Raw genomic sequence first — 16,868 nt, forward strand, 5'->3', positions numbered from 1 at the left:
AGGTGAGCCCTATAATACTTCATCCCCCTTTTCGACAACCCTCTCCCGCTCCGACAAACGCACATGAACACGCTCTGGACAGAATTTCTCGTACGCGAAGGCGCCACGCTGGAAGGCTCCGGCATCCGTTTCAATGCTCCGGAAACGGAGGTGCGCGCCGTCGAATCCGGCACCGTGGTCGTGCCGCTGGTGCACCTGGGCCTGATCCGCTGCGCCGGCGACGACTCGGTCTCCTTCCTGCACAACCTGCTGTCGAACGACGTCAAGAAACTCGGGCCGCAGGCGGCGCAGTGGTCCAGTTTCAACACCCCCAAGGGCCGCATGCTCGCGAGTCTGCTGCTGTGGAACGACGGCACCGGCCAGATGATCGCCACGTCCGCGGACGTGCAGCAGATGCTGCAGAAGAAGCTGTCGATGTACGTGCTGCGCAGCAAGGTGAAGCTCGCGGACGCGACACCCGACATCGCGCTGATCGGTGTCAGCGGCGCCGCGGCGGACGCCCTGCTCGCGGGCACGGGCATTGCTGCACCGCTTGCGCCGATGACGCAATCGGTTTCCGGGGAGTTGCGCTGCATCCGCCTCGACCAGCGCAATCTCGTGCTCGCGGTGCCGGCGGCGGCTGCGCCCGAGGTGTTCGCGAAGCTCGCTGCGGGCGGCGCGGCGAAGGCCGGCACGGCGGCGTGGCAGCTGGCGATGATCCGCGCCGGCCTGCCGCTCATCACCGCCGCGACGCAGGAGGAATTCGTCGCACAGATGCTCAATTTCGAGGTGATCGGCGGCGTGAGCTTCAACAAGGGCTGTTATCCCGGCCAGGAGATCGTCGCGCGCACGCAATACCTCGGCAAGCTCAAGAAGCGCATGTATCACGTGCATGTGCCGGCTGATGCGGCCCCAGTGGCGGGCGCCGACCTGTTCACGCCGGAGTTCGGCGAGCAGTCGGCGGGCAAGCTCGTGAACGTCGCCGCCGCGCCCGAGGGCGGCTTCGAGGCGCTGGCGGTGATGCAGATCAGCTGCGCCGAAGCCGGCGAAGTCCATCTCGGCAGTCCGCGGGGACCGCAATTGCAGTTCCTCGACCTGCCCTACGCCCTGCCCGAAAAATGAGCGGCGAAGCGGGCTGCGTGCATTACTACGTCTATTACCGCGTCCGTGCCGATGCCGGGCACGAGGACGCGGAAGCGACCGTGCGCGCGATGCAGACGACGCTGGAACGACGCACCGGCGTTGCGGGGCGGCTGATGGAGCGGCGCGAGGACGGCGTGACGTGGATGGAAGTCTATGAGAACGTGACCGATCCCGACGCCTTCGAAGCGGCCCTGCGCGTCGAGGCCGACGCCCACCGGATCGCGGACATCGTCGAGCCCGGTTTCGCGCGCCACACGGAACGCTTCGTCGAATGTGCCTGATCGTCGTCGGCTGGCAGGCCCATCCGGATTACCCCCTGGTCGTCGCCGCCAACCGGGACGAGTTCCTCGCCCGCCCCGCGGTGCCTGCGCACTGGTGGACGGATGCGCCCGACCTGCTCGCGGGGCGGGACCTCGAAGCGGGCGGGACATGGATGGGCGTCAGCCGCAACGGGCGCTTCGCCGCGCTGACGAATTACCGCGACCCGACGCTGCACCGCCCGGGAGCGCCGTCGCGCGGCACGCTGGTGCGCGACTGCCTGACGGGAAGCGATGATGCGACCGCGCGCCTGCGGGCCGTGGCCGAAGTCAGCGCGCAGTACGCAGCGTTCAACCTGCTGGTAGGCGACGGCCGGCAGTTCGGCATCCACGAGAGCACGACGGGGTCAGTGCGCCTGCTGGCGCCGGGGATCTACGGCCTGTCGAACCATGTGCTGGACACCCCCTGGCCCAAGGTGAAGCGGGCGCACGAGCGCTTCGCCGCGGCGCTCGGCCGCCTGCCCGATGCGGACGCGTTCCTCGGACTGCTGCGCGACGACGAGCCCGCACCCGATCATCACCTGCCCGAAACCGGCGTCAGCGCGGAATGGGAACGGTGGCTGTCGCCAGCCTTCATCCGCGCACCGGGCTATGGCACGCGCTGCTCGACGCTGATCCTGCAGGATCGGGGCGGCAACGTCACTTTCCGCGAATGGACCTGGAACGACAGCGGCGGCGAATGCGCGAGCGAAGTCGTGCACCGCTTCGCGGTTGCCGCCGGCGACTGAAGCCGTCAGCCGCGGCGCGGCGTCAGCGCGCGGCGCATCGTCCGGTGGCGGATGCCCGCCTCGACGAAGTCCTCCCCTTCCGGCGTGAAGCCGTGCCGCAGATAGAAGTCGACGGCGTCGATCTGCGCGTTCAGGACGACCTCGCGGAAGCCGAGCCGATCGGCTTCCGCGACGAGGGCTTCGAGCATCAACCCGCCGATGCCCCGGTTGCGCCACAGGGCGGCGACGGCCATACGGCCAATATGCCCGTCGGGCAGCAGGCGGCCGGTGGCGACAACCTCGCCGGCGGCGGTCGTCGCCACCGCATGGCGGCAGTGCGGATCGCTGGCGTCGCGTTCGAGTTCGGCCGGCACGCCCTGCTCCATCACGAACACCCGTTCGCGCAGCGGCATGGCGAGCGCCGCGGCGTCGCGCCAGTCGAGGATGCGGATCGTCGGCGCAGCGTTCATGTTCGTCGTCTCCTCGATATCCACTTGCGTTCCGGGCGGCACCAGGTCGAACAGCTCGATGACGTCGTCGTTGCGCATGCGGATGCAGCCGTGCGACAGCGGCACGCCCATCGGCTGGTCGTCCGGCGTGCCGTGGATGTAGATGTAGCGGCGCATCGAGTCGACCTTGCCGAGCCGGTTGCGCCCCGGTTCGCAGCCGCTGAGCCACAGGATGCGCGAGAGGATCCAGTCACGCCCGGGGTGCTGCGCAGCGAGTGCCGGGGTCCAGGTCTCGCCCGTTGGACGCCGGCCGCGGAAGACAGCTGCCTTCGCCGCGCTGGCGCCGATCTTTGCGCGGATGCGATGGCGGCCGCGGGGCGTGCAGCCGCTGTCGCGGACTTCGCCCGGACCATTGAGGGCCGTCGACACGCGGTAGCGGCGGATGCAGGTGCCGTCTGCCCCGAACAGGCTCAGGCGCTGCGTGGCGAGGTCGATCAGGATGCGCATGGTCGTTAAGCGACCAGCGTGCGGCCGCGGCGGGCCGCGAAGAAGCTCGACAGCAGGCCGCCGCACTCCTCGGCGAGCAGGCCGCCCGAGACGGTCGCGTGGTGGTTCAGGCGCGGCTCGGCGAAGAGATCGATGACGCTGCCGGCGACGCCGGTCTTCGGGTCGCGCGCGCCGAACACGACGCGCGCGATGCGCGAATGCATGATCGCGCCGCAGCACATCGCGCAGGGTTCCAGCGTCACGTAAAGCTCGCAGCCGGGCAGCCGGTAATTGCCGAGGCGTACCGCCGCATCGCGCAGCGCCATCACCTCGGCGTGGGCGGTCGGGTCGTGCCGGCCGATCGGCTGGTTGAAGCCGCGGCCGACGATCTCGCCGTCGAGCACGACCACGGCGCCGACCGGCACCTCGTCACAGCTTCCCGCCATGCGCGCCTGCTCCAGCGCGGCGCGCATGAAATCTTCCTCGGTCATCGACTCGCTCTCCTTGACCAGCCAGTTTACTGGAGAGCAAGCCGATGTGGCGGGTCAGGCTGCGGCGGTCGCCTTCTCGAGCTTGGCCTTGAGACGCTGGGCGGTCTTCTCGGCGCCGACGACGAAGCGGCTGTGCCTGCCGCGGGCGACTTCCTCGAGGGCGTCGCGCGCGGTGAATTCGAAGGTCACGGCGGGGCCGTTCACCTCCACGAGCTTCACGGTGATCTCGACCCACATGCCCAGCAGGGTCGCGCCGACGTGGTCGAGCTCAACGCGCGTGCCGACCGAATCCTTGCCGGCTTCGATGTTTTCCAGCAGCAGGTCGCGGCACACGACTTCGATGTCGTAGAGCAGCGCGGGGGTGGAGTAGACGCGGCAGTCGTCGCCCATGAAGCCGATGGTGCGGCCCTTGTCGATGTCGTAGCGGCGGGTGGACGTCAGTCCGGCTTTGAGTTCGCTCATCTTCCAGTCTCCTTGGTGTAGGACGCCGGTCCCAGCCGGCGTCGGATTCGGTGCGGTTTGGTAGTGCGTCAATGCTTACTTGTTGCGTTCGCGGATCGCGTAGGCTTCGAGGCGGGCCTCGACGTAGCGCGCGAGCGCCTGCGTGCCGCGGCCACAGTTGCGGAACACGCACACGCCCTGATCCATCAGCTTCGCGGCCATCGCGTCGTAGAGCGAGCCGCCGTCGACGATGCCGATGACGGGCTTGTCGCTCTTCGCGGCGAGCGGCGGGTAGATGTGCACCGTGCCGTTCGGATCGGACAGGTCGTAGCCGGGGCGCAGCTTGCTGGTTTCGAGGCCACGGATCGACGGCGCGGTCGGGTCGAGGCCGACGACGACGGCGTCGATGTTGGGGTCGTCGAGGAAGGCTGCGGTGATCTGCAGGTGAGCCTCGTCGTCGGCGCCGGGGTTGATGTCGATGGAGTTGCGCACCTCGACCAGCGCGGCGAGGCGCTTGGCGGCGAGGATGGCCTGTACGCGCTCGACCGTCGCGGCTTCGAGCGCGCCCATTTCGAGCGATCCCGTTTCCGTCGCGATCGAATCGGCCATGCCGACCGCCTCGAAACCCGCGCCGCTGATCGCGCCGAGGCGCTTGCCGACTTTCTTGCCGTGCAGCGCGCCGGCGATGTAGAAGAGGTCGTCGAAGGTGTTGAAGTCCTCGGCGACGATCGCGCCGGCCTGGCGCAGCACGGCCTCGAAGAGGACCGGGTCGCCGGCGATCGACGCGGTATGGCCCATCACGCCGCCTGCGCCCGCTTCGGTGCGGCCGGACTTGTACACCACGACCTGCTTGCCGTTTAGCACCGCCTTGCGCACCGCGCGCGCAAAGTCGAGGCCGTCGCCGTCCTTGAAGCCTTCGATGTAGATGCCGAGCGTGTCGATGCCTTCACGTTCGGCGAAGAAGCCCAGCATGTCGCCGTGCGTGAGGTCGGTCTGGTTGCCCAGCGCGAGCATGTAGGCTGGGTCGAGCCAGGGGTTCTGCGAGATGCGCGTGATCATGAAGGCGCCGGACTGGCTCAGCATCACCGAGTTGCGCTGGGCCTTCTTCTGCGGCTTGGGCAGGCGTTCGAGCGGGATGAACCAGGAGTCGTACCCGCCCGGGTGCGAGACGACGCCGAGGCAGTTCGCGCCGAGGAAGACGGGGCCGCCGCCCGGATTCGCGTGCGCGGCGTTGATCTTCGCGGCGAGCACCGCGGCCGGTTCGCGGCTCTTGGCCGTTTCGCCGAGGCCGCCGGGGATCAGCATCACGGATTCGACGGCGTCGGTCGCGATGATCTCGTCGACGAGCTCATACACCGCGTCGGAGGGGACCGCGACGATCAGGAGATCGAGCTTCGCCGGCAGCGCGCGCAGGCTTTCGACGCAGCGCACGCCGTCGATCTCGGTCTCGCCAGGGCGGATGATGGTCAGCTTGTTCTTCGCATAGCCGCTGCCCATCAGGTTCTTGAGGATGATGCGGCCGAAGTTCATGCCGCTCGCGGAGACGCCGACGATGCCGATCGACTGGGGGTGGATCAGCTTGTCGATCTTGTGCACGGGACGCGGCAGGCGGCCGGCGACGGGCTTGCCGAACTCCACGCGCGCGACGCCGACGGTCGGCTTCTTCGCGAACTGCACCTGATCGAGTTCGATGCGCTGGATGACGAATCCGGACTGCGGGTTCTGCGCCGAATATTCGCGACCGAGGCCCAGCATCAGGCCGAAGCAGAATTCCAGCACGGGGTCGGGCGCACGGCGGCCGTCGCGCTGCGCGAGCGCGGCCATCTTCTGGTAGGCGACGGTGCGGCGGAACAGGCGCAGGAAATCGGCGGCGTCGGTCAACTCGACCGAGGCGGAGACGGCGGCACGGTCCTTGCGGAAATTGGCGCGGTCGAGCGCACCGTCGAGGCCGCCCGCTCCCGCGGTGAGGACCATGCCGAATTCGCGCGTGTTTTCGAGGGCGATGCGCAGGTCGACGCCGCCGGGGGCGCCTTCGGCGAGCGCCGCGCCGAAGCTCGCGACGAAGCGTTCGCACTCGGCGGCGTCGAGGGCGTTCCTCCCCTGCCCTGCCGCCTGCCTGAACAGCTCGCCGGTCGCGGCATTCAGCGCGTCGCCGGGACTGATGGTGGTCCGATCATTCACTGTGTTGTCTCCGTCCGTGCCACATTTGCCGTGGCCGTTGTTTGTTTTCGTACCCTTGGCAAAACCCCCTGCATTACCCCTTCGGCCGCTTGTCGATCACGCGCTTGGCCTTGCCGACCTGCGTGCGCTCGATGCGGCCCGTATCGACGATCTGGACGTCCGCGCTCACGCCCACCCGGCTCTTGATCTCGTGCCGGATTTCGGCGGCGATCTTCGAGCGCTGGGCGTCGGTGAGCGCGTCGGACAGGTCGTGGCGCACCTCGGCGAGCACCGTGAGTTCGTCCATGTGGCCCGGCCGCGTGATCTGCAGCTGGTAGTGGCCGCAGAGTTGGTCGTGGCGCAGGATGATTTCCTCGATCTGGGTCGGGAAGACGTTCACGCCGCGGATGATCAGCATGTCGTCGCTGCGGCCGGTGATCTTGCCCATGCGGCGCATCGTGCGCGCGGTGCCGGGCAGCAGCATCGTCAGGTCGCGGGTGCGATAGCGGATGATGGGCAGGGCTTCCTTCGTCAGCGAGGTGAACACGAGCTCGCCGGGCGTGCCGTCGGGCAGCACTTCGCCGGTCACCGGGTCGATGATTTCCGGGTAGAAGTGGTCTTCCCAGATGTGCGGGCCGTCCTTGGTCTCGATGCATTCGCAGGCGACGCCCGGGCCGATCACTTCGGACAGACCGTAGATGTCGATGGCGTCGATGCCCAGCCGCGTCTCGATCTCGCGGCGCATCTCGTTGGTCCAGGGCTCGGCGCCGAACACACCGATGCGCAGCGTCGTCGAGGCGGGGTCGATGCCCTGCTCCTGCAGCCCGTCGGCGACCGTGAGCATGTAGGACGGGGTCGCCATCATCATCGTCGGCTTGAACTCGCGGATCAGCTGGATCTGCTTCTCGGTGTTGCCACCGCCCATCGGGATCATGGTCGCGCCCAGCGCCTCGCCGCCGTAGTGGGCGCCGAGACCGCCGGTGAAGAGGCCGTAGCCGTAGGAGTTGAGGATGATGTCGTCGGGGGTGCCGCCGGCCGCACGCAGCGAACGCGCGACCACCGAGCCCCACATCGCGATGTCGTTTTTCGTGTAGCCAACCACCGTCGGCAGGCCCGTGGTACCCGAGGACGCATGCACGCGCACGATGTCGCGCATCGGCACGGCGAACAGTCCGTAGGGATAGTTCTCGCGCAGCTCCTTCTTGGTCGTGAAGGGGAAGCGCGAGAGGTCGGAGAGCTGCTTGAGGTCCGACGGGTGCACGCCCGCCGCGTCGAAAGCCTGACGATAGTGCGCGACGTTGTCGTAAGCGTGCTGCAGGCTCCACTTGAGCCGTTCGAGCTGCAGCGCGGCGAGTTCGTCGCGGCTCGCCTTCTCGATCGGATCGAGCGTCTCCGGCGCCGCGCCCTTCCCCATTGCACCTTTAGCTGCTGCAAAACCGTCCCTAGCCGACATGTGCGTGCTCCGTCATACGTTCAACGAATTTCTGGTTTTCAACGACTTTCTTCTGGATGTGTTCGACCTGCTCCGGCGACAGATGGCGGAAGCGGCCCATCGCCTTGAGATAGTCGGTGACCGGCAGCGGATCATCCACCGATTTCGTGAAGTGTAGCCCGTCCTGCGGGGTATATTCCCACAGCATCACGAAGTTGGTCTCGACAGCCTTGCGCGCGACTTCCATGTTGAGGTTCGACGGGAAGCGCCAGCCGGTCGTGCAGGGCGAATAGACGTGCAGGTAGGCGAAACCGGTCTTGGACGCGGCGATGGCCTTGTCGAGCTTGTCGTAGAGGTCCTCCATGTAGGCCGTGGAGGCCGTGGCGACGTAGGCGCAGCGGTGGTTCACCATGATCAGCGGCAGGTTCTTCGCGTCCTGCGTCTTGCCGTGCGAGGCCTCGCCCACCGGCGTCGTCGAGGTCCAGGCGCCGTAGGGCGTGCAACTCGAACGCTGCATGCCGGTGTTCATGTAGCCCTCGTTGTCGACCACCATGAACAGCATCTGCTCGCCGCGCTCGGCCGCGCCGGAGAGCGACTGGAAGCCGACGTCCGACGCCCCGCCGTCGCCGGCGATCGCCAGCGCCTGCACGTCGCGGCCGACGCGCTTGTACTGGCGCTTGATGCCGGCCAGCATCGCCGCGGTGTTGGTGAGCAGCGGGTGGAAGACGGGAACCTTGGTGCCGGTGGTGCCGTTGAAGCCGACCGAGCCCATGCCCGGCACGCAGCCCGGGGGCGTCGCGAGCACGGTGTCGGGGCCGACGCGGCGCAGCGTGTGGCGCATCAGGAGTTCCGTGTTGCAGCCCTGGCAGCCGGCGAGGCCCGGTGCGAAGAGGTCTTCCCAGTCGCCGACTTCGTTGTAGATGTTGGCGGTGGTGACGTATTTCAGCGCGCCGTGCGGACAGGCGGGCACGCACGCCGGGTTGCCGTCGCAGGTGTCGCACTTCGACACGTGGCCTGCGGTTTCATCCAGCGCGATGCCGGCGTAGGCACAGCCGACGGTGCACAGGAGGCAATCGACGCATTTGCTCGCGTCCCAGCCGATCACGCCGGTGGTGCCATCCTTGTTCAGCGCGCCCGCGGGGCAGACGGTCACGCACTTCGGGTCGGCGCACTGGCGGCACAGCGCGAGTTCAAAGGTCTTGTCCGGCGCGCCCTCGCGGCCATAGATCTGGATGCGCGAACGCGCGATGTCGTCCGTGCCGGTCTTGGCCTGCGCGCAGGCCGTCATGCAATCGCCGCAACCGTCGCACTTGGCGGGGTCGAAGGCGATGGTGCTGTAAGCTCGTCCCATTGATGGCTCCTTAGCGCCAGGTCTGCGACATGATTTCGCGGCCCACTGCGAGCGGGTTCGCGACGAAGCGGCTGCGCAGCGGTGTGAGGTCGATGCGGCGCAGGATCAGCTGCGCCATGACGCCGCCGTCGAAGAATTCGTTCACCCCGAAGATGCCGGTGAGGCAGCCGTCCGGCGCGAAGATCGCCTTGAGGTAGCGCCCGGTCTTCTCGTCGAAGCGCGTGACCACCTCGCCCCCCTCCGGCACCGTGCTCGACCCGACCGAAATCGCGTGGCGGCCGAAGAAGTGATAGGTGTTGAGCGGCACGCCGCTCGCGTAATCCTTGATGCCGGGGTCGCCCGCCATCGCCATGCCGGCGACGCGCCCCTGGATCGTGGCGTCGGGCAGGATCGCGTTCATCACTTTCGTATCGGTGAAGAAGCCGCGCGCCTGCGCACAGTCGCCTGCGGCCCACACGTTGGCGGCAGTGGTCTGCATGCGGTCATCGACGAGGATGCCCTGCTGGTGCTCGACGCCACTGCCGTTGAGGTAGGCCATGTCCGGCTTCACCCCGGTCGCGACGAGCAGCAGGTCGGCTTCCAGCGTCGTGCCGTTTTCCAACGTGAGCTTCGCGCCCGCCGCCGAGGGTTCGAGGCGCACGACGCGGCTGCCGGTCATGATCTTCGCCCCCGCGTCGCGGAAGGCTTGCTCGATCATGTCGGCGGCGACCTTGTCGAAGTAGCCGGACGTGAGCTGGTCGCTCATCTCGACGATGGTGACGCTCGCGCCGGCTTTCACGAGGTTCTCGGCGGCGTGCATGCCGACGAGGCCCGCGCCGAGCACGACCGCCTGCTTCGATTTGGCGATCGCGCCGCGCAGCTTCAGCGCGTCATCCAGCGTGCGCAGCACGTGGAACGAGACCGTGTCGATGCCGGGGATGGGCGGGATCGCGGGCGAGGCGCCGGTCGCGAGCAACAGCTTTTCATAGACGACGGAGGATCCGTCTGCGAGCTCGGCGGTGTTGCGGTCGGCGTGCAGCGCCTTCAGCGCCGACTCGGGCCGGTAGCTCACCTTGTTGCGGGCGAAGAAGTCTTCGTCGCGCAGGAAGATGCGCGCGGGCGCGGACTTGCCGGACACGACGTAGGGCAGCACGGTGGGCGAGTACGGCAGGTGCGAATCGCGCGTGACGACGGTGAGGCTTCCCTCCGGGTCGTGCATGCGGATCGCGTTGATCGCCTCGAGCGCCGCGTGGCTGCTGCCGGCGATCAGGTATTTGGTGTGTTCGATGGCTCGGTCCATGCTGGCCTCAATCCTTTTCGTTGAGCCACACGGGCTCGGTCGGGGCGGCTACGCCGTTCAGGAGGGCTTCGGTCTCGGCGATCACGCGATGCACGTGTGGGATCGTGATGTCGGCACCGGCCAGCCCGCCGATGAAGCTCATCGAGGGGATGAAGCGGCCGAGGCGATACAGCACGCCCAGCGTCTCCTGGTACATCGGCCCGCAGTTCCAGCGGAAGCCTACCGAGCGGTCGATCACGCCCAGCGCCTTGACCTTGCCCAGCGCCTTCATCAACGCCTCGACCGGGAAGGGGCTGAAGGTCTTGATTTTGACGAGGCCGACCTTCTTGCCGGCGTCGCGCGCCTCGTCGACCGCGTCCTTCGCGGCGCCGGACATGCTGCCGAGCGTCATGATCGCGAAGTCGGCGTCGTCGAGGCGGTACTCCTCGACCAGCGGCGCGAAGCTGCGGCCGATGCGCTTCGCCCAGTCGGCGTGCACCTCCTCGATCACGCGCAGCGCATTTTGCATGCCGGCGCACTGGCCCTTGCGGTAGCGCACAAAGGTCTGCGGGCCCTTGCCGGTGGTGCCGCCGGTGAGCGGATCGACCGCCATCGGGCGCAGCGGGTCGAGCGCGACGTGCCAGTTCACGTCCTTCTCGCCCATGAATTCATCCACGTCCGCCTGGTCCGGCATCTCGACGCGCGAGGCGCCGTAGGACAGGTAGTTGCCGTCGAGGCACACGTTCACCGGCAGCATCACGTCGTGGTGCTCGGCGATCTTGAACGCCATCACGGTGGTGTCGAGCACTTCCTGCACGCTCTCGCAATACACCTGGATCCAGCCCGCCTCGCGCACCGTCATCGCGTCCTGGTGGCCGCCCCACACCGATTGCGGCGTGATGCCGTCGCGCGTGACGATGGTCAGCACGATCGGCAGGCGCATGCCGGGGGTGCGGAAATACGGCTCGAACATGAAGGCGAGGCCGGGGCCGCAGGTCGCGGTGTAGGTGCGCGCACCGGCGAGCGCCCCGCCCTGCAGCACGGACAGCACCGAGTGCTCGCCTTCGGCATCGACGATGTCGGCGTCCATGCGGCCGTCGGCGATCAGCTTCGCGAGGTGCTCGACGAGCGAGGACTGCGGCGTGATCGGGTACACCGACACCATGTCGGGCCGCGCGAGCGCGACGCCCAGCGCGGCGGCCTCGTTGCCTTCGGCGAGGATCACCTTCTGCTTGCGCGGCGCTTCGGCTGCCGCGGCCTTTTCCAGCGTGGCTGTCGTCATTGGGCTTCCCCCACCATCGTGATTGCCCGCTGCGGGCACTCGTTCGCGCAGATGCCACAGCCCTTGCAGGTCTTGAGGTTGAAGTCGAACCACGCGGCGTGCTCCTCGACGCACTGCACCGGGCAGTACAGCCAGCACACCGCGCATTTCACGCATTTGTCGCGGTTCACCACCGGGCGCATGCTGCGCCAGTCGCCCGGCAGCATCGGGCTGACGACGGTCGCGACCGGACAGAGGTCGTCGGGAACGCCGGCCTGCTCCAGGTTGAAGAGTGGATAACTGTGGTGCCGGCTCATGCCGCAGCCCTCCTTTCGATGCGATGCACGACCACCTCGGCGTAGCCGCGCTCCAGCGCCATCATGTTCTGCGCGAGGCCGGCGTCGCGGAAGTCGGAGTCTTCCAGCGAACGCTTGAGCGAGTCGAGCGACACGACGCCAGTCGTCTTGGCGAAGGCGCCGAGCATCAGCGTGTTGGTGATCGGGCGCTTGAAGATCTCGAGCGCGATCTTCACCGCGTCGAGCAGACCGACCGTGCCGACGCAGTCGGGCAGCGCAAGCTCCGCGAGCGGTTGGTGCGTGGCCTGCACCAGGGCGCCGTGCGCCTTCATGCCGGCGAAGATATCGACGGATTTCGTCAGCGCCGGATCGACGCATACGATGCAGTCGGGTTGGTAGATGTTCGTGAGCTGGCGGATCTCGCGGTCGCTCATTCTCAGGAAGGACACCACCGGCGCGCCGCGGCGCTCGAACCCGAAGGACGGGATCGACACCGCGTACTTGCCCTCCTCGACCATCGCCGCGGCCAACATGCCGGACGCCATCACCGAACCCTGGCCGCCTCGGCCATGGAATCTCACTTCGTACATCTGGTCTCCTCCTGCAGTGCAGGGATGGGGCTCGATGGCCCCGCGTTGTTGTTCAACTGCCTGTACGACGAAACACCCCCAAACCGTTCGGGCTGAGCCCGTCGAAGCCTTACCACTGCCCTCCGACAAGCCCAGGGCGAACGGAGCCTTATTTTCCGCTGCTAACTTGCGCCTCCCCAACCCGGCTTCACGCCGGCACCGGACGCTCCACGACCGCGCACCGGCAGGTGCGGCAGCGCGAAACCCTGCGTGAAAGCGGCGCGCCGGACCAGCGTGTACTTGAACCGCCAGCCCCCCGCGACGGCCGCAAGGCCGGCAAGGACGAGTGCCGCGCCGGCAACCGGCGCACCGAGCACGCCGACCAGCAGCAGGATCGCCGGCAGCAGGTTGCCGTATTTCAGGAACTGTCCGTCGATCGCGGAGAGCGCACGCAGGCTGCCGACCGGCGCACCATCGCTGCGCAGACCGCGCAGGTAGTTGCGCCACAGCAGCACGCGGATGAGGAGCAGCACCAGCACGCCGACTGCGACCGCGATCTGCCCGGCGGCGTGCGGAATCAGGAAAGGGGCCGCGACCGCCAGCAGGCTCGCGCCTTCGGCAAAACCCGTCGCAGCCACCAGTGGCAGGCAGCGCCGATGGCGCCAGGCCGGAATGCCCTTGTCGGCGGCGAGGATGCGCGCCTGCGCATAGACGAAGCAGGCGCCGAACGCCCCCGTCAGCAGCACGAAGAGGCTTTGCCCCGTTGCCAGCGCCAGCACGCCCGAACCGAACACGAAGGGCGCGACGGCCGCCTCGCGCGTCATCCACGAGGTTGCCGCATGACGATAGACGTTGAGCGCCCGCCACGGCTTGCCGATCTCGAACCACACGCAGGTGAGCCCTGCGCCGATCAGCGCCATGCCCGCGACGAGCAGCGCGCGCGCGTCCGCCCCCCACAGGCTCGCGAAGGCGGCGAACGCGAGCAACCCGCCGCCCGCACCGCCGGCGATGAAGTTCGACGCCGCACGCCAATCCCAGTTGTTTTGCTGGCGCGGCCCCACGCGGTCGCCGGCGCGCATCTTTCCCGATTGCTTGCTCATGTCTGACCCGCTCACGCCTTGTCCCAGATGTAATACACGCCCGGACCGGTGCCGAGCTCCTCGTGCATGCGGAAAGTCTTGTTCTCGGCGATCAGGCGGCTGACCTTGCTGTCCGGATCGTCGATGTCGCCGAAGGCCATCGCGCCCGAGATGCAGGAATTCACGCAGGCCGGCGTGACTTCCGGGTCGCGTCCCGGCACCTGGCCGGTCTTCGCCGCGAGGTCGATGCGGTCGATGCAGAAGGTGCATTTCATCGACACGCCGATGCGCGCCGGGTCGAAGCGGACCTCCTCCGACTGGATCGGCTTGTCGCCGTACGCGAACTTCGCCTCATGCACGATCGAGCGCGCCTCGTACGGACAGGCCATCACGCAGTTCGCGCAGCCGATGCAGGTGTCGTAGTCGATGGCGACGAGCCCGTCCGGCCGCTTGGTCGTCGCCTTGGTCGGGCACACTTCTTCGCACGGCGGCTCGTCGCAATGCATGCACGCGACCGGCAGGAAGCTGCGGCGCACGTTCGGGAATTCACCGGTTTCGAGGTCCAGCACACGCCGCCACTGCACGCCCGGCGGCGTCGCGTTGGCGTTCTTGCATGCGGCGGTGCAGGTCTGGCAGCCCACGCAGCGGCGCAGGTCGATGGCCATCACGTAGCGGGTCATACAGCCTCCTTGGACGCGACCTTGCGCACTGCAACGCGGACGATGTCCGAGCCCGAGCCCGTCGCGTCCGTCAGCTCCATCGACATCGGCGCGATCGAGTTCAGGCTGGGCATGCCGAAGTCCTTGGCGAGCGGCGTCGCCCAGTGGTCGAACTGGCCCAGGATCACCAGCGTGTCGGGTCGCACACCCTGCGCGAGCACCGCGTCGCCGTAGGTCGCGCCGATGTGCGAGCGCACCTCGATGCGGTCGCCGTCACTGATGCCCAGGCTCTTCGCGGTCTTCGCGTTCATGATCACGCCAGTATGGCCACGCACGTTCTGCGAGACCTCGCGCATCAACGCAATGCTGGCGTTGCCGCCGGTGTGGTACTGCATGCTCTTGGTCGCGAGCAGCCACAGCGGGAAGTCCTCGGGCTTGCCGCCCGCGTTGGCGATCTGCTGCGTCCAGCGGCCCGGCACGTCGTGCCATTCGGGCAGCGCGGCGTATTCGGAGAGCTGCTCGTCCCACCAGTGCATCTTCTGCTCGTGCAGGCGGTTGCCGAGCTCGCGGCCGATGCGCAGCAGACGCTCCTGATAGGGCATCTCGTAGCGCAGGCCCTGCTGCGCCAATGTCGGGCTCAGGTACCACTCGGTCTTCGACATCGGCACGGTGTAGAAGCCGTGCTCCTTGAACCACTCCAGGTCATGCACCTCGCGCCCTTCGGAAAGGCTCGCGCTCGACGCGCGGCACACGGCGTCCCAGATCTCCTCGACGCCGTGCTCGGCCTTCGTATCGAGGCTGTAGTCGTAGTGCTCCGCCTTCAGCGGCGCACCGCCGCCCGCGCCGCGGTTGAGCGCGTTGTTGTACTGTTCCAGCAGCCCGGTGCGCTTCGCAAGCTGGGTGCTGATCCACGTGAAGTCGCGCGTGTCGCCCTGCGGTTCGACCGCGGGCTGGCGCAGCACGACGCCGCGGTGCTCCCAGAACTGCTCGACGAACTTCGTGCCGCCGACCTTGATCATCTGCAGCGATTCGAGGTCGGTGGCCTCCGGCAGCAGCAGGTCGGCCATCCAGTTCGTCTCGTCCAGCGTGTAGGCGAAGGACACCGTGAAGGGGAACTTCGCGATCTCCTCGACCAGCGTGCGCGTGTCCCAGAACGAGATCGCCGGGTTGGTGCGGTAGATGAACCACACGTCCGGCATCGTCGGCATGGGCATGTTCCAGTCTTCCGGCACTTCGCGCTGGAACATCCACGCGAGCTGCGTCGGGCCGAGCGCCTGGCTCCACGCGGTATTGCCGACGATGGGCACCAGCGTGCGGTGGATGTTTCGGCCGGTCGGCTTCGCGACCCAGTGTTCCTTGTCCGTCGGATTGAAATGCTGCGCCATGAAGCCGTCTTCGCCGGCCTTCACGCTCAGCAGGCGATTGTCGTGCGGGCGATTGAGGCGGACAGTCGTGCCCAGCGTGCCGCCGGGGTTCTCCAGGGCACCCACCAGCGTCGCGAGCAGCGTGCGCGCCCAGCAGCATTCGAACGCGCCCCAGCCGTTGTTCACCGACTTGCCGAGCGTCACCGCGACCGGGCGCAGCGGCAGCGTCTGGCCGTCGATCTCGATGGTCTCGCCGATCGAGGCGTTTTCCAGATACTCGTTCGCGACACGGCGGATCGTTTCCGCCGGCACGTCGCAGATCGACGCGGCCCATTCCGGCGTGTATTTCTCCATGTGCTCGACGAGCTTGGTGTAGGCAGTCACGCCCTCGGCGACGTCGAACTGCTGGCGCGCATCGTCCGCGTCGATGCTGACCGCACCTTCCACACGGAAGCGTCCCGCCACGGCCGGCAGCGCACCTTCGGTGTCGAAAGGCACGGCGCGGCCGCTGCGTTCGTCCCACAGCAGCGGCTTGCCCGATTCCGCGTCGCGCAGGTACAAGCCATCGGGGCCGACCAGATAGGGCGAAGAGCTGCGATCGCGCAGGAAAGCCACGTCGAGCTTGTCCAGCCCCTGCTCGCACACCAGCACGTGGATCAGCGCGAACATGAAGGCCGGATCGGTCTTCGGGCGGATCGGCACCCACTCGGCCGAACAGGCACCGGTCACTGACAGGTGCGGCTCGACCTGCACGCGCTTGTAGCCGCGCACACGCGCATCGGCGTGGCGCGTGACCGCACAGGGCCCACCTGAAGCCTCGACGTTCGAGCCGATCGAGATCACGTAGTGCGCGAGCGGCGTGTCGGCCGCGACCGTGAAGCCGCGGTGCCAGAATTCGCCGTACAAGTGCTCCGAATGCACGCACTTCACACCCTGGCCCGAGCCAAAGCTGTAGTCGATCGCCCCCCACGCGGCGAGGAAGGCCGGCAGCGAGCCCATGTACATCCCGGGCGTGCCGCCGTGGCCGAAAGTGGCGGCGACGCGCGGCAGGCCGGATTCATCGACCAGCCCTTTCTCGCGCACCGAAGTCAGCTTCGCGCTGACGAGATCCAGCGCCTCGTCCCACGAGATCGCGACGAAACCCGGATCCTCGTTGCGCCCCTTCTTCGGGTTGGTGCGCTTCATCGGCTGCAGCACGCGGTGCGGGTTGTAGGTCTTCTGCACCAGGCCGTAGGCCTTCACGCAGACGCGGCCGCGCGCCGGATGGATGTCTTCGGCGGCGAAGTTCGGCTCGATCTCGGTCGCGACGCCGTCGACGACCTTCACGTTCATGAAATCCGGTCCGGCGACGCAGTTGTAGCAATAAGTCGGGACCTTCCGCACTGATTGCGGAGTGGTGCGTGTGGGCATGTCTCCCCCGTTTGCT

General features: G+C 67.7%; 16 protein-coding genes and 1 pseudogene. 3 read left to right on the top strand and 14 right to left on the bottom strand.

Annotation, left to right across the window (positions count from 1 at the left end; translation table 11 throughout):
* The first annotated feature begins 63 nt into the window (after positions 1 to 63).
* Genes ygfZ through CDA09_RS15460 form a run of 3 tightly spaced genes read left to right on the top strand, consistent with a single transcriptional unit; the run spans position 64 to position 2,167 of the window.
* On the top strand, positions 64 to 1,101 hold the full coding sequence (ygfZ, locus tag CDA09_RS15450) for a CAF17-like 4Fe-4S cluster assembly/insertion protein YgfZ (RefSeq protein ID WP_121429464.1): 1,038 nt from the start codon (positions 64 to 66) through the stop codon (positions 1,099 to 1,101).
* Positions 1,098 to 1,403, top strand: coding sequence for a DUF4936 family protein (locus CDA09_RS15455; RefSeq protein WP_121429465.1), 306 nt, complete (start codon positions 1,098 to 1,100; stop codon positions 1,401 to 1,403). The genes ygfZ and CDA09_RS15455 overlap by 4 nt, the downstream gene beginning before the upstream one ends.
* On the top strand, positions 1,394 to 2,167 hold the full coding sequence (locus CDA09_RS15460; RefSeq protein ID WP_121429466.1) for an NRDE family protein: 774 nt from the start codon (positions 1,394 to 1,396) through the stop codon (positions 2,165 to 2,167). Before CDA09_RS15455 ends, CDA09_RS15460 begins: the two co-directional genes overlap by 10 nt.
* 5 nt (positions 2,168 to 2,172) lie before the next feature.
* Here CDA09_RS15460 and CDA09_RS23465 read toward each other — a convergent pair whose 3' ends face one another.
* The 14 genes and pseudogenes from CDA09_RS23465 to CDA09_RS15525 all read right to left on the bottom strand — a co-directional run bounded on the left by CDA09_RS23465 (position 2,173) and on the right by CDA09_RS15525 (position 16,852).
* Complete coding sequence (locus CDA09_RS23465) at positions 2,173 to 2,616, bottom strand: GNAT family N-acetyltransferase (protein ID WP_174718492.1); 444 nt, start codon at positions 2,614 to 2,616, stop codon at positions 2,173 to 2,175.
* A gap of 9 nt (positions 2,617 to 2,625) precedes the next feature.
* A pseudogene (locus CDA09_RS23470) lies at positions 2,626 to 3,102 on the bottom strand (L,D-transpeptidase family protein); the annotation flags it as partial.
* A 5-nt stretch (positions 3,103 to 3,107) separates the two neighbouring features.
* Positions 3,108 to 3,572 carry a tRNA adenosine(34) deaminase TadA gene (tadA, locus tag CDA09_RS15470; protein WP_121429468.1) on the bottom strand — a complete coding sequence of 155 codons (465 nt, stop codon included), beginning with the start codon at positions 3,570 to 3,572 and terminating at the stop codon, positions 3,108 to 3,110.
* A gap of 54 nt (positions 3,573 to 3,626) precedes the next feature.
* Entirely contained in the window at positions 3,627 to 4,034 is a 408-nt protein-coding gene (locus tag CDA09_RS15475) for a thioesterase family protein (RefSeq protein ID WP_121429469.1), read from the bottom strand.
* Between the two features lie 75 nt (positions 4,035 to 4,109).
* Positions 4,110 to 6,194 carry a CoA-binding protein gene (locus CDA09_RS15480; protein ID WP_121429470.1) on the bottom strand — a complete coding sequence of 695 codons (2,085 nt, stop codon included), beginning with the start codon at positions 6,192 to 6,194 and terminating at the stop codon, positions 4,110 to 4,112.
* Positions 6,195 to 6,267: 73 nt separating this feature from the next.
* Positions 6,268 to 7,587: a phenylacetate--CoA ligase PaaK gene (gene paaK / locus CDA09_RS15485; protein WP_121429471.1), complete on the bottom strand. Its 1,320-nt coding sequence runs from the start codon at positions 7,585 to 7,587 to the stop codon at positions 6,268 to 6,270.
* Positions 7,588 to 7,615: 28 nt separating this feature from the next.
* Positions 7,616 to 8,956, bottom strand: a complete 1,341-nt coding sequence (gene padI, locus CDA09_RS15490) for an NADH-dependent phenylglyoxylate dehydrogenase subunit beta (protein ID WP_121429472.1) — start codon at positions 8,954 to 8,956, stop codon at positions 7,616 to 7,618.
* A gap of 10 nt (positions 8,957 to 8,966) precedes the next feature.
* The gene (gene padH, locus CDA09_RS15495) at positions 8,967 to 10,235 is read right to left on the bottom strand and encodes an NADH-dependent phenylglyoxylate dehydrogenase subunit epsilon (protein ID WP_174718442.1); all 1,269 of its coding nucleotides are present in this window, start codon (positions 10,233 to 10,235) and stop codon (positions 8,967 to 8,969) included.
* A 7-nt stretch (positions 10,236 to 10,242) separates the two neighbouring features.
* Positions 10,243 to 11,496: an NADH-dependent phenylglyoxylate dehydrogenase subunit alpha gene (padG, locus tag CDA09_RS15500; RefSeq protein ID WP_121429473.1), complete on the bottom strand. Its 1,254-nt coding sequence runs from the start codon at positions 11,494 to 11,496 to the stop codon at positions 10,243 to 10,245.
* Complete coding sequence (gene padF, locus CDA09_RS15505) at positions 11,493 to 11,792, bottom strand: NADH-dependent phenylglyoxylate dehydrogenase subunit delta (RefSeq protein WP_121429474.1); 300 nt, start codon at positions 11,790 to 11,792, stop codon at positions 11,493 to 11,495. The genes padG and padF overlap by 4 nt, the downstream gene beginning before the upstream one ends.
* Positions 11,789 to 12,361 (bottom strand): NADH-dependent phenylglyoxylate dehydrogenase subunit gamma, encoded by a 573-nt coding sequence (gene padE, locus CDA09_RS15510; RefSeq protein WP_121429475.1) that lies wholly within the window; start codon positions 12,359 to 12,361, stop codon positions 11,789 to 11,791. Before padE ends, padF begins: the two co-directional genes overlap by 4 nt.
* A 161-nt stretch (positions 12,362 to 12,522) precedes the next feature.
* Positions 12,523 to 13,440: a DmsC/YnfH family molybdoenzyme membrane anchor subunit gene (locus CDA09_RS15515; RefSeq protein WP_286164168.1), complete on the bottom strand. Its 918-nt coding sequence runs from the start codon at positions 13,438 to 13,440 to the stop codon at positions 12,523 to 12,525.
* An 11-nt stretch (positions 13,441 to 13,451) separates the two neighbouring features.
* A complete protein-coding gene (locus CDA09_RS15520) occupies positions 13,452 to 14,099 on the bottom strand; it encodes a 4Fe-4S dicluster domain-containing protein (protein WP_121429476.1) in 648 nt (215 codons plus the stop codon).
* Positions 14,096 to 16,852 carry a molybdopterin-dependent oxidoreductase gene (locus CDA09_RS15525; RefSeq protein ID WP_121429477.1) on the bottom strand — a complete coding sequence of 919 codons (2,757 nt, stop codon included), beginning with the start codon at positions 16,850 to 16,852 and terminating at the stop codon, positions 14,096 to 14,098. The genes CDA09_RS15520 and CDA09_RS15525 overlap by 4 nt, the downstream gene beginning before the upstream one ends.
* Positions 16,853 to 16,868: the final 16 nt, after the last annotated feature.

Source organism: Azoarcus sp. DN11 (genome assembly GCF_003628555.1).
GTDB lineage: Bacteria > Pseudomonadota > Gammaproteobacteria > Burkholderiales > Rhodocyclaceae > Aromatoleum.